The sequence below is a fragment of the Acidovorax cavernicola genome, from assembly GCF_003581445.1.
This window is the reverse complement of the sequence record NZ_QXMN01000077.1, coordinates 1-11,870: the sequence shown is the minus strand read 5'-3', so window position 1 is coordinate 11,870 and position 11,870 is coordinate 1. Positions and strand designations below refer to the sequence as shown.

General features: G+C 63.4%; 11 protein-coding genes and 3 tRNA genes. 1 reads left to right on the top strand and 13 read right to left on the bottom strand.

Annotated features, from left to right (window positions below; genetic code table 11):
- The 11 genes from D3H34_RS30345 to trpE form a co-directional block, all read right to left on the bottom strand.
- The coding region (locus tag D3H34_RS30345) for a GTP-binding protein (protein WP_286185650.1) at positions 1-122 on the bottom strand (122 nt) is incomplete at its 3' end.
- Positions 123-195: 73 nt separating this feature from the next.
- Positions 196-270: transfer RNA gene (locus D3H34_RS30340), tRNA-Thr, on the bottom strand.
- A gap of 42 nt (positions 271-312) precedes the next feature.
- Positions 313-386: transfer RNA gene (locus D3H34_RS30335), tRNA-Gly, on the bottom strand.
- 64 nt (positions 387-450) lie between these two features.
- Positions 451-536: transfer RNA gene (locus D3H34_RS30330), tRNA-Tyr, on the bottom strand.
- Between the two features lie 94 nt (positions 537-630).
- Positions 631-1,353: a uracil-DNA glycosylase gene (locus D3H34_RS30325; RefSeq protein WP_119558537.1), complete on the bottom strand. Its 723-nt coding sequence runs from the start codon at positions 1,351-1,353 to the stop codon at positions 631-633.
- Positions 1,350-2,150 carry an indole-3-glycerol phosphate synthase TrpC gene (trpC, locus tag D3H34_RS30320; RefSeq protein WP_119558535.1) on the bottom strand — a complete coding sequence of 267 codons (801 nt, stop codon included), beginning with the start codon at positions 2,148-2,150 and terminating at the stop codon, positions 1,350-1,352. Before trpC ends, D3H34_RS30325 begins: the two co-directional genes overlap by 4 nt.
- 34 nt (positions 2,151-2,184) lie before the next feature.
- The gene (gene trpD / locus D3H34_RS30315) at positions 2,185-3,207 is read right to left on the bottom strand and encodes an anthranilate phosphoribosyltransferase (RefSeq protein WP_119558533.1); all 1,023 of its coding nucleotides are present in this window, start codon (positions 3,205-3,207) and stop codon (positions 2,185-2,187) included.
- Positions 3,208-3,249: 42 nt separating this feature from the next.
- Positions 3,250-4,308, bottom strand: a complete 1,059-nt coding sequence (gene ltaE / locus D3H34_RS30310; protein ID WP_119558531.1) for a low-specificity L-threonine aldolase — start codon at positions 4,306-4,308, stop codon at positions 3,250-3,252.
- 7 nt (positions 4,309-4,315) lie between these two features.
- Entirely contained in the window at positions 4,316-4,900 is a 585-nt protein-coding gene (locus D3H34_RS30305) for an aminodeoxychorismate/anthranilate synthase component II (protein WP_119558529.1), read from the bottom strand.
- Positions 4,897-5,289 carry a GxxExxY protein gene (locus D3H34_RS30300; protein ID WP_119558527.1) on the bottom strand — a complete coding sequence of 131 codons (393 nt, stop codon included), beginning with the start codon at positions 5,287-5,289 and terminating at the stop codon, positions 4,897-4,899. The genes D3H34_RS30305 and D3H34_RS30300 overlap by 4 nt, the downstream gene beginning before the upstream one ends.
- Positions 5,286-6,788 carry an anthranilate synthase component I gene (gene trpE / locus D3H34_RS30295; protein WP_119558525.1) on the bottom strand — a complete coding sequence of 501 codons (1,503 nt, stop codon included), beginning with the start codon at positions 6,786-6,788 and terminating at the stop codon, positions 5,286-5,288. The genes D3H34_RS30300 and trpE overlap by 4 nt, the downstream gene beginning before the upstream one ends.
- Before the next feature lie 331 nt (positions 6,789-7,119).
- On the opposite strand from trpE, the gene D3H34_RS30290 reads away from it, so the two are divergent.
- A complete protein-coding gene (locus D3H34_RS30290; RefSeq protein ID WP_119558523.1) occupies positions 7,120-7,728 on the top strand; it encodes a chalcone isomerase family protein in 609 nt (202 codons plus the stop codon).
- Positions 7,729-7,749: 21 nt separating this feature from the next.
- Here the strand turns inward: D3H34_RS30290 and D3H34_RS30285 are convergent, their stop codons facing one another.
- Both D3H34_RS30285 and D3H34_RS30280 read right to left on the bottom strand, forming a co-directional pair.
- Positions 7,750-8,457 carry a phosphoglycolate phosphatase gene (locus D3H34_RS30285; RefSeq protein WP_119558521.1) on the bottom strand — a complete coding sequence of 236 codons (708 nt, stop codon included), beginning with the start codon at positions 8,455-8,457 and terminating at the stop codon, positions 7,750-7,752.
- Between the two features lie 308 nt (positions 8,458-8,765).
- Positions 8,766-11,813: a DEAD/DEAH box helicase gene (locus D3H34_RS30280; RefSeq protein WP_286186464.1), complete on the bottom strand. Its 3,048-nt coding sequence runs from the start codon at positions 11,811-11,813 to the stop codon at positions 8,766-8,768.
- Positions 11,814-11,870: the final 57 nt, after the last annotated feature.

Below are 11,870 nucleotides of genomic sequence, written 5' to 3'. Positions count from 1 at the left end.
CCGAACTTGGACGACAGCACGGTGGCGATCGCCGCCGTCAGCGTGGTCTTGCCGTGGTCAACGTGACCGATCGTGCCCACGTTCACGTGCGGCTTGGTGCGGGTGAATTTACCTTTTGCCATTTTTCGACTCCGAAAAAAACGATTTCAACGCATGCAGATGGGTCGCAAGCCTGTCGTTGCAACCCCAGAAAACTGGTGCCCTTTGCGGGAATCGGACCCGCGACCTCTCCCTTACCAAGGGAGTGCTCTACCACTGAGCCAAAAGGGCTTTTGTTCTAACCAAATCGCTTCCGGCGCCGAACCGGGTCTCTGGAGCGGGAGACGGGAATCGAACCCGCGTCATCAGCTTGGAAGGCTGGGGTTCTACCATTGAACTACTCCCGCATCAGGAGCACTCAAGGCACCCAAAGCGCTAGATCCAATCGCTCTTAGAAACCAAATTCATCGCTGGTGGAGAGGGCTGGATTCGAACCAGCGTACTCGTAAGAGGGCAGATTTACAGTCTGCTGCCATTAACCACTCGGCCACCTCTCCGGCGAACCTCGAAATATAGCACGATTTTGTGACTACACAGAATTCCCAGCAAAAGATGAAGCGTGGAACCCTCTTCGAGGTGTGAAGCCCCTGATTATGAGCGAAGTTCGGAGCCCCCCGACTGCTGCGCCTCACGCCATGCACGGGCTTCGCCGAAATGACCGCAGCCGATGAACGGCACGGGCGGTCGAAGCGCCGAAAGCGGCGATGGATGATTCGACATCAGCACCTTATGGCGCTTAACGTCGATCAACGCCCGCTTACTTTGCGCGTGCGAGCCCCATAGCATAAAAACAACAGGTCGCTCGCCCTGCGCCACATGGCGAATCACGGCATCGGTCAGCACCTCCCAGCCACGGCCTGAGTGGCTGGCCGGCTGGGCTTCTTCGACCGTGAGGCAGGTGTTGAGCAGCAGCACGCCGTGCGTCGCCCATTTCACGAGGCTGCCGCCCGGATTCGGAAACACCGGCGGCGCCGTGCCCAGGTCGCGCTGGAGCTCCTTGAAGATGTTGCGCAGCGACGGCGGCAGCGCCACGCCGGGGGCCACCGAGAAGGCCAGCCCCTCGGCCTGCCCCCGCCCGTGGTACGGGTCCTGCCCCAGGATCACCACCCGCACGTCTTCCGGCGGCGTGAGTTCGAGCGCTCGCAGCGGCTGGGGCGGAAAGATCACCACCCCGGCGTCGAGACGCTCGCGCAGGAAGCCCTGCAGCTTCTGGCCGACCGCACCGGCAAAGAAATCGTCGACCAGCGGCTGCCAGCCCGGCGCCACCGGCCAGTCGGCAGGATCGCTGCTCGACAGCTGGTCCGGCCGCGTCATTTGAACAACGCCGCCAGGGCTTCGCCAGGCTCCTTGGCGCGCATGAAGGCCTCGCCGACCAGGAAGGCGTTGACACCTGCTCCACGCAACATGGCGACGTCCTCGCGCGCGGCAATGCCCGACTCGGTCACCGGCAGGCGATCCGCCGGTAGCCTGGGCAGCAAGTCGATGGTGGCCTGGATCGACACCTCGAAGTTGCGCAGGTTGCGGTTGTTGACGCCGATGAGTGCCGTCTTGAGCTTCAGCGCGCGCTCCAGCTCGGCCGCGTCGTGCACTTCGACCAGCACGGCCATGCCCAGCCCGCGCGCGATGGCTTCATAGTCCTTCATCTGCGCATCGTCGAGGCAGGCCGCGATCAGCAGGATCGCGTCGGCGCCCATCGCACGCGACTCGTACACCTGGTAGGCATCGACGATGAAATCCTTGCGCAGCACGGGCAGGTCGCACGAGGCGCGCGCCTGCTTCAGATAGTCGACACCGCCCTGGAAGAACTGCTTATCGGTGAGCACCGAGAGGCAGGCCGCGCTGACCACGCCGTCACCCTCGGCATAGCTTTGCGCGATGTCGGCCGGGATGAAGTCTTCGCGCAGCACGCCCTTGCTCGGGCTGGCCTTCTTGACCTCGGCGATCACCGCCGCGTGGCCGGCCGCGATCTTGGCGCGCAATGCGGCCTCGAAATCGCGCGTGAGCACGCGGCTTTCGGCGTCGAAGCGCACGGCCTCGAGTGGGGCGCGCTTCAGCGCGGCAGCGACTTCCTGGCGTTTGACGGCGACGATCTTGTCGAGAATGTCTGACATGGCTTGCTCTGCTTTCGGTGGCGCAACGGCCGGTTCAGAAGGAGGCGGAGGCCTTGACCAGCTCGGCGAGCTTGGCCTTGGCCGCACCGGACGCGATGGCGTGGCGCGAGCGCTCCACACCGGCCGGTATCGAATCGACCACGTTCGCCGCGTACAGCGCCGCGCCGGCATTGAGAAGCACGATGTCCAGTGCCGGGCCCGCCTGGTTGTCCAGCACGCCGATCAGCATGGCCTTCGACTGTTCGGGCGTTTCGACGCGCAGCGAACGGTTGCTCGACATCTGGAAGCCGAAGTCCTCGGGATGCAGTTCGTACTCGCGGATTTCGCCATCCTTGAGCTCGCCGATCATGGTGGCCGCGCCCAGCGAGATCTCGTCCATGCCGTCGCGGCCGTAGACCACCACCGCATGCTCCGCGCCGAGACGCTGCAGCGCACGCACCTGGATGCCCACGAGGTCGGGGTGGAACACGCCCATCAGGATGTTCGGTGCGCCGGCCGGGTTGGTCAGCGGGCCAAGGATGTTGAAGATGGTCTTGATGCCGAGTTCCTTGCGCACCGGCGCAACGTTCTTCATCGCGGGGTGGTGGTTCGGCGCGAACATGAAGCCGATGCCGACCTGCGCAATGCACTGCGCAATCTGCTCCGGCTTGAGGTTGATGTTGACGCCCAGCGACTCCAGCACATCGGCACTGCCCGACTTGCTCGACACGCTGCGTCCGCCATGCTTGCTGACCTTGGCACCCGCCGCTGCCGCGACGAACATCGAGCAGGTCGAGATGTTGAAGGTGTGCGAGCCATCGCCACCGGTGCCGACGATGTCGACGAGGTTCGTGCTGTCGGCCACAGGCACCTTCGTCGACACCTCGCGCATCACCTGCGCGGCGGCCGTGATCTCACCGATGGTTTCCTTCTTGACGCGCAGGCCGGTGATCAGTGCGGCCATCATCACGGGCGAACACTCGCCGCTCATGATGAGCCGCACGATGTGCAGCATCTCGTCGTGGAAGACTTCGCGGTGTTCGATGGTGCGCTGCAGCGCTTCCTGGGGGGTGATCATGAAGAGTCTCCTCGGTGTGTGCGTGTAGGCAGGCCAGAGGCCTCAGGACTTGAAGAAGGCGCGGATCGCGGCGACCGCGCGATCGACGCCCGCGGCATCGACATCCAGGTGCGTCACGAAGCGCAGGCGATACAGCCCGGTGGCCAGGATGCCCTGCTGGTTGAGGCTGGCGAGCAGCTCCGACGATCGTGCCTGCGCCGCCCCTGTGAGATCGACGAACACGATGTTGGTGTGCGGCGCCTCGACCTTCAGTCCCTCGACGCCTTCGAGTCCCTGTGCAAGTCGCTGGGCCAGCGCATGGTCATCGGCCAGGCGATCGATGTGGTGGTCGAGCGCGTGCGACGCCGCGGCGGCCAGCAAGCCCGCCTGGCGCATGCCGCCGCCCGCCATCTTGCGGATGCGGTGCGCGCGCGCGATGAACTCGCGCGATCCGACCAGCGCCGAACCGATCGGTGCGCCCAGCCCCTTGCTGAAGCACACCGACACGCTGTCGAAGCACTGCGCGATGCGGCGAGCTTCGGCGCGGATGTCGCTGCGCTGGTTCAGCGCCGCCTGCGCGGTGGCGGCATTGAAGAGCCGCGCGCCATCGAGGTGTCGCTGCAGTCCCTTGCTTTTCGCTAGGTCGGTCGCCGCCTGCACGTAGTCGAAGGGCAGCAGCTTGCCGCCCAGCGTGTTCTCCAGCGCCAGCAGCCGCGTGCGTGCGAAGTGCGCATCGTCGGGCTTGATGGCCGCCTCGATCTGTGCGAGCGGCAGCGTGCCGTCGGGTGCATGGTCGAGCGGCTGCGGCTGCACGCTGCCGAACACCGCGGCGCCGCCGCCTTCCCAGCGGTAGCTGTGCGCCTGCTGGCCGACGATGTACTCATCGCCGCGGCCGCAATGCGACAGGATCGCACACAGGTTGCTCTGCGTGCCGGTGGGCACGAACAGCGCCGCCTCGAAACCCAGCAGCGCGGCGATCTTCTCCTGCAGCGCGTTGACGCTGGGGTCGGCGCCGAAAACGTCGTCGCCCAGCGGCGCCGCCGCCATGGCTTCGCGCATCGCGGGCGTGGGCTGTGTGACGGTGTCGCTGCGCAGGTCGACGAGGGAAGAGCGGTCGGTCATGGTGGGGTCAGTCCAGGAAGTTCTTGAGCATCGCGTGACCGTGCTCTGTCAGGATGGATTCGGGATGGAACTGCACGCCTTCGATGCGCACATCGTGCGCGAAGCCGGTGTGCCGCACCCCCATGATCTCGCCATCGTCGGTCCATGCGGTGACAGCCAGCGCCTTCGGGCAGCTCTCGCGCTCGATCGAGAGCGAGTGGTAGCGGTTGACGATGAACTTCTCGGGCAGGCCCGCGAACACGCCCTCTTGCGTCGTCGTGATCTCGCTGGTCTTGCCATGCATGAGCTGCTGCGCGCGCACGATCCTGCCGCCGAAAGCCGCGCCGATCGCCTGGTGGCCCAGGCACACGCCCAGGATGGGCAGCTTGCCCGCGAAGGCCTCGATGGCCGCCACCGACACACCGGCCTCGGCCGGCGAGCACGGGCCGGGGGACACCACCAGGCGCGTGACGCCCGAGGCGATCAGCTCGCCGATCTGCGCCACGGTGATCTCGTCGTTGCGATGCACCTGCACGTCCGCACCCAGCTCGCCGAAGTACTGGACGATGTTGTAGGTGAACGAATCGTAGTTGTCGATCATCAGCAGTTTCATGGCTTGCTCACAATCCGGTGCACGCCCTTGACGACGGGGAACACGTTGAAGTTGATCAGGAGGCCCAGCTTGAGGCGCGAGAGGCGCAGCGCGGCGAGCACTTGCGCGCGATGCAGGTCGGTCAGCACATCGACGGCACGCAGCTCGACGATGACCGATTGTTCGATCACGAAGCCCGCGCAATACACCTCGCCGAGCGAGCGGCCCTTGTAGGTGGCCGAGAGCGGCACGTCGCGGCGAAAGCCGATCTCGCGCTCCGCGAGTTCGACCTCGAGCGCCGCGGCGTACGCGCTTTCCTGCAGCCCGGTGCCGAGCACGCGCTGCACCTCGACGGCGACGCCGATGATCTCGTGCGAGAAGTCGTTCTGGATGTCAGGTGCGTTGCTCATTCCAGGCCCTCCTCCACCAGCTCCGCGGCACGCAAGAGGGCGCGCGCCTTGGCCTCTGTTTCCTTCCACTCCAGCTCGGGCACCGAATCGGCGACCACGCCGGCCGCGGCCTGCACATGCAGCATCTGGTCCTTCACGATGCCAGTGCGGATGGCGATGGCCACGTCCATGTCGCCCGCGTAGCTGATGTAGCCGCAGGCACCACCGTACAGGCCGCGCTTGGTGGGCTCCAGCTGGTCGATGAGCTCCATCGCATGCACCTTCGGCGCACCGGTCAGCGTGCCGGCCGGGAACGTGGCCTTGAGCACGTCGATGGCGGTCATGCCGTCCTTCAGCGTGCCTTCGACGTTGCTCACGATGTGCATCACGTGGCTGTAGCGCTCGACCGCGAAGGCCTCGGTCACCTTCACGGTGCCGGTCTTGGCGATGCGGCCGATGTCGTTGCGCGCCAGGTCGATCAGCATCACGTGCTCGGCGCGCTCCTTCGGGTCGTTGATGAGCTCCACCTCGGCCGCCTTGTCGAGTTCGATCGACGCGCCGCGCGGGCGCGTGCCGGCCAGCGGACGGATGGTGATCTTCTGCTCGCCCTCGCCCGTGTTCTCCTGGCGCACCAGGATCTCGGGCGAGGCGCCCACCACATGGAAGTCGCCCAGGTTGTAGTAGTACATGTAGGGCGACGGGTTCAGCGAGCGCAGCGCGCGGTACAGCGACAGCGGCGACTCGGTGTAGCGCTTGCTGATGCGCTGGCCCACCTGCACCTGCATGAAGTCGCCGGCGGCGATCATCTCTTTCGCGCGCTCCACGGCCGCGAGGTAATCGGCCTTGGCAAAGCTGCGCTCGGGCGGATGCGCCTGCGTGGGCTTCACGACGGGGGCGCTCACCGAATACTTGAGCTTTTCCTTCAGCTCGCGCAGACGGCGCTTGCCCACGGCGTAGGCCTCGGGCTGCTTCGGGTCGGCATAGACGATCAGGTAGAGCTTGCCCGAGAGGTTGTCGATGACGGCGAGTTCTTCGCACTGCAGCAGCAGGATGTCGGGGCAGCCCAGCGCGTCGGGCGGGCAGCTCTTCTCGAGCTTGCGCTCGATGTGGCGCACGGTGTCGTAGCCGAAGTAGCCAGCCAGGCCACCGCAGAAGCGCGGCAGGCCGGGCCGCAGCGCGACCTTGAAGCGCTTCTGGTAGTCGGCCACGAAGTCCAGCGGGTTGCCCTTGGCGGTCTCGACGACCTGCCCGTCTGTCACCACTTCGGTGACGGCCTCGTCGCCGAAGCCGCTGGCACGCAGCAGCGTGCGCGCCGGCAGGCCGATGAAGCTATAGCGGCCGAAGCGCTCGCCACCGACGACCGATTCGAGCAGGAAGCTGTGCTTGCCGCCGCCCTGCGAATGGGCGAGCTTGAGATACAGGGAAAGAGGTGTTTCGAGGTCGGCAAAGGCCTCGGCCATCAGCGGGATGCGGTTGTAGCCCTGGGCGCTGAGGCTCTTGAATTCAAGTTCGGTGATCACGGATCGTTCTCCAGTTGCCTGCCGACGCTCCTTGGGCCGGAGGCAAGGTCATTCACTGGTGGCCCGGAGTCGAGGGGATCGATCCGGCGCCGCGGGCGCACGGCGTGCGCCGTGCAATCAAACAGTCAGCGAAGTATGGCTACGCCAGGGCCAGGCTCCCCGGCTGCCTTCACCTGTTTGAATGATGTGATGAACGAACATATGAGCTGCGGAGTTTAGCCCACGAAAACACCGGCGCGTGCAACCGCGGGCTTCAGGGTTCCCCCGGAGCCTGCTGAATAAAACGAAAAGATACATTCGCACGACCGTTCGCAAATTCAAGGAGACTCACTTGCTCGCACCCTCCGTCCCGGCCGTGTTCTCCCGCCTCGCGGCATTCGTTTTTCTTTCCGCCGCGCTCTGTACCGGCGCTTCGGCGGCGCAGGTCGAGGTGGCCGGCGTCAAGCTCGAAGACCAGATGGACCTGCGCGGCGCCCCGCTGGTGCTGAACGGCGCGGGCATCCGCTACAAGACCATCATCAAGGTCTACACGGCCGGCCTGTACCTGGGCAAGAAGGCCTCGACCACCGAGGAGGCGCTGGCCGTGCCGGGTCCCAAGCGCGTGGCGATCACGATGCTGCGCGACATCGATGCCAACGAGCTGGGCAAACTCTTCGTCAAGGGCGTGGAAGACAACTCGCCCAAGAGCGAGATGGTCAACCTGATCCCCGGCCTGCTGCGCATGGGCCAGATGTTCGCGGACCAGAAGCAGCTCAAGGCCGGCGACACCTTCACCATCGACTGGGTGCCCGGCACGGGCACGCTGATCACGGTGCGCGGCGTGCCGCAGCCCGATCCGGTGAAGGAAGTGGCGTTCTTCAACGCGCTGATGCGCATCTGGCTCGGCCCGAACCCGGCCGACTGGAAGCTGAAGGACGCGCTGCTCGGCGCCAAGCCGTAGCCCGGCCCAGCCCTCATTCACTCAGGCGGGCGCTGCCGCCAGTTCCGTCAGCGCGTCGACGAAGCCGTCGGCATCCACGCCGCGCACCGGCTCGCCGTGGTTGTAGCCGTAGGTCACGAGCACCACGGGGCAGCCGGCCGCGCGCGCGGCTCGCGCATCGTTGCTGGAGTCGCCGACCATCAGCGTGCGCGACGGCACCGTGCCCAGCGCCTCGCAGGTCTTGCGCAGCGGCAGCGGGTCGGGCTTCTTGCGCTCGAAGGCATCGCCGCCGAACACCTGCTCGAAGAAGCCGTCGAGTCCCTTCGCGGCCAGCAGCGGCTTGGCGAAGGACGTCGGCTTGTTGGTGAGGCAGGCCAGCCGCAGTCCGCGTGCGCGCAGCGCCTTCAGCCCTTCGAGCACGCCGGGATACACCGCCGAATAGCGGCCGTTGATCTCCAGGTAGTGATGCTGGTAGCGCTCCCACGCACGATCGAACAGGGCCTGGGCCCGCGCGGGAGCCTCGCCCGCTGCCTCCGGCGCCATCACGTGCGAGAGCGCCGAGAGGATCAGGTGCTCCGACCCCTTGCCCACCATCCGCTCGATGGCGGCGGGCGAGACCGGAGGCAGGGAAAGATCGCTCAACATGCGGTTGAGCGCTTCGGCGAAGTCGCCGAGCGTGTCGACCATGGTGCCGTCGAGATCGACGATGGCCGCGTCGAAGCGGGTGTGGTCGAAGCTAATAGAGTTCAAAACAAACAAATAGAGTTCAAAAAACTGCTCGGTACTTTACCGGGCATGAAGAAATAGAGTTCAAAACACTTCGATGGCGTAGACGGAAGGCGAAGGTTCCAGACGTAACTCATCGACGATGGGAGAGCCGAGCCGCGTGAAGTGCCGTTTTCGCCGACGCAGTCACAATTAGACGATCAGATTTCGCACGTCGCCCGACTTGGGGAGGACGCGCGACGCGACATGTGATGAGCAAGTTGCGCGCACCGATCGGGCCACCCGAGAACCGGAGGCCCCGACCGAGAGCCGAGGTTGAAGACGCCTTGATGTCACTCACTGACAAGCCAATAAGCCCTGGCTACGCCACCTCGCTTCGCGTAATCAACCCCGAACATCATCAGGTCAGCCAAATGGGCGTCGACCGCCTCGCGACTTATGCCCGGTTGCACTCCAACAACGGTAAAGCTTCGTTTTGTGGCCACCGTATCTTGCAGCAGTTGAGCAAGTTCCGGGAGATTTCCGACAACGAAGCTAGAGGGAGACCGGTGTCGCTGATGCATACGGTCCCGCATATGAGCCAACAGCGTGGCTACATCACAGTAGTAAACCGATTTGACCAGTTGACCGGCGACTTCGTATACATCACCGACTCGCCCTCCGGTCGGAGCGCCGCCGGCTCCTTTGCAGTGATAGAGAGCGATATCAACATCTCCCTCAGCTGAGACGGTCACGGCAATGTAGTCCGCCGCCTCTCCAGAGCGATGATCGTAGAACAGAGCCACCAGACCCGGTACAGCCCGCAAGTGCTGCTCCAGATGCTCTTGAACCGTGGTTTGGCCAGCGAGCGCTGCACGCTTCCGCGCCGCGTCAGCCGTTCCATCGTTGGGTACAAACTCGACTCCGATGGAGCACCCGTTCCAGTCAATAAACTCTGCATCTCCAGGCGTCAATGCCGCCGCTTGAATTTGCGGTGCAGCCATAAGATTCATTCCCTCAAAAGAGGACTTGTCGGCCGCATAAAAAACCGGCGGATGCTCTCGCAGCCATTCGTCGAGCGGCATCCAATCGTCGATTGCTGACTCGACCTGGATGGCTATCACCTCGTCCAGGAGAGAGACCATTGGTCCGTTCTGGATCGAGAATCGCATGAGAATGGAGTCTTCTTCATGGATGACCTTGAAGTCCATTCTTCCTTCCGCCGGCAAAGGGACGAATTCAGCCAGCTCGCAGTCGGTGAGTCTCTTGTAGGAAGCATCGCCCCCGGCCCGCCAGTACCGTATGCGCGGATTCGTCTTGAACCCGGCTTTGGACCAGCTCCCCGCGATGACCACTTGAGGAATTTCTCGCAGTTGCGTTGCAGCGCGCACGATGTCCAGTTGCGTTTGGGCGAATGGGGCGTTCCCAACAAGCCGAGCATTCATCCGCTCGACCCAATCCATAAACTCGGACACCGAGAGATTCTGATTGCTCCATATGCGCGAACTGCTACTTGCGCCGATGGTCTCCTTTTCGTTGCCGGCTATGCCGCTGCCGAAGAAGTGCCCCTGCGAATAGGCTCTGCCATCTCCAGCCGTGACCGCACGTTCCGCGGCGGGCCCCGTGAGGGTCCGATACGTCTCGCCTTGAGAATTGAAAGTGGTGTTCTTCAATCCGACGTTGTAAAAGCGCACCTCATCCAGGCCAGCTCGAGCTCGACTGGTTTCCTCGTAGCTCAGGGGTCGCGAGCTTTCACAGACTTCGTTCATGAGGCCCTGATAAATTTTCTCGGTTCGCCTTGTTGACCCGATGTAGCAGAGCCCGCCGGCTGGGAAATACATCAACAAGAATGCGTCGTGCCGGATGTTCATCAACACGTCCGAAGTCGCCCACTTGGGCGGATTCTCATCGACGGTCAGCACAAGACTGACCGTTCCGTCCTCCGTTACCCATTGCTTGACGGCACGTAGTGCCTTGCCCACCGTATCGCCAATCTTCGAGAAGTCAGGGGCCTCTGAGCAACGAAAGACGCGAACGTGCGCATAGAGCTGAAGGACGAGCGGAGACACCGCGTCGTAGTCGGATTCTGCGACCTTGCTCACGGAGAATCGCTCAAGAACTGCCTGCTCCTCCGCATTTCCTTCAAGTTCTTCTTGAGCTGCGTTGTCAATCATGAGGGCAAGGTCAACGCCTTCTTTCAACAGCGCATTTGGAGCGTCAACAATACGCGCGAGAGGTGCGATCAGCGTTGCATCTCCGGTTGTGTCGTCGCTTCGAGCAAAGCGTCCTATGAACTGGATCGTCGGCACCAGGGAGCGGTGAGGCGCGTGCAAGGCGGCGACCTTCAACTTGGGAAAATCGTACCCCTCGCCAAACATGTCGACGCACACAATTCCTTGCAGCTCTCCAGACAGAAGCTTCTTCTCGTATTCGTCCTGCTTTCGCTTGCCAACTTTGCTGTCGATGGCTTCGACCGCGACCCCAAGGCCGCGATAGATTGGTACAAGCTCCCGCGCGGCTTTGATGTTCGCCGCTCGAACAAACAATCGATGGTCCTTCCCCTGTTGCGCATCGGCTTCCAATTGAGCGACGGCGGTCACAGCGATGGATCGATCAATCTCAGCGTCGTTGAGGGGGTCAACAACCGGAGCGGCGCGGAACGACACTGGACGGAAAGCGCCTTCGTCAACCGCACGTGTCACTGGGTAGCGATAGACCAATTTTCCCGGAATAACGCGGCCGTCACGCCTGAATGGTGTTGCCGTGAGAAAGAGGAATCGAGCGCTCTTGAAATGCGCCAAGAAGGCGGCCCACGTATCTGCAGGGGCATGGTGAGCCTCGTCAAAAACGATGAGGTCGAACAGATCTTCGCGCGCACCTGGCGCCAAGGAGGGAGAGGCGCTTGACGGCGTCGAGACTACAACATCCTGTTCAGCAAACTGCTCCCACGCGGCAGCATCTTCAGGCCGCCCTTCGAGCCTGGCGACCATTGGATTTGGAAGCTCCGCGGGGATAGCACCGATTCTTCGAAGCGTGGAGAGCTCGCGAAAATGAGAGGTGACTTGTTTACGCAGCGCGTCGGAGGGCTCAACGATGAGAACACGCTGCGCGCCTGTGAGCAGCGGCAAGGCCATCATCAACGACGTCTTTCCATAGCCAGTAGGCAGACACACGATGGCTGGGTCATCGTGAATGGTGGCGTGGGCAAGAACCGCATGAAGCGCGCCAAGTTGCCCGAGTCTGAAACCTTGATTCGGCGTTGAGCCCTGCTTTGCTAGGTTCAATGCGTCGCGATGTGCCGCGAAAAATCCAGCCATAGCCCCTCCAATAGTGTTGGCGCCGACCGGAAACTGAGCCAGTTTTGTAGGTAGTGCCGAAGTAAAAGTGAGCCAGGTGTTCAACCTACCCTGCTGTTTATTTAAGCGGCGGGGTTCGAGGAGTGATCACCATGGACATGA

Bases quoted from the DNA above. Each gene is read 5' to 3' on its own strand.
- trpD (WP_119558533.1), bottom strand. From the start codon at position 3,207: ATGATCACCCCCCAGGAAGCGCTGCAGCGCACCATCGAACACCGCGAA.
- D3H34_RS30300 (WP_119558527.1), bottom strand. From the start codon at position 5,289: ATGAGCAACGCACCTGACATCCAGAACGACTTCTCGCACGAGATCATC.
- D3H34_RS30325 (WP_119558537.1), bottom strand. From the start codon at position 1,353: ATGACGCGGCCGGACCAGCTGTCGAGCAGCGATCCTGCCGACTGGCCG.
- ltaE (WP_119558531.1), bottom strand. From the start codon at position 4,308: ATGACCGACCGCTCTTCCCTCGTCGACCTGCGCAGCGACACCGTCACA.
- D3H34_RS30305 (WP_119558529.1), bottom strand. From the start codon at position 4,900: ATGAAACTGCTGATGATCGACAACTACGATTCGTTCACCTACAACATC.
- trpC (WP_119558535.1), bottom strand. From the start codon at position 2,150: ATGTCAGACATTCTCGACAAGATCGTCGCCGTCAAACGCCAGGAAGTC.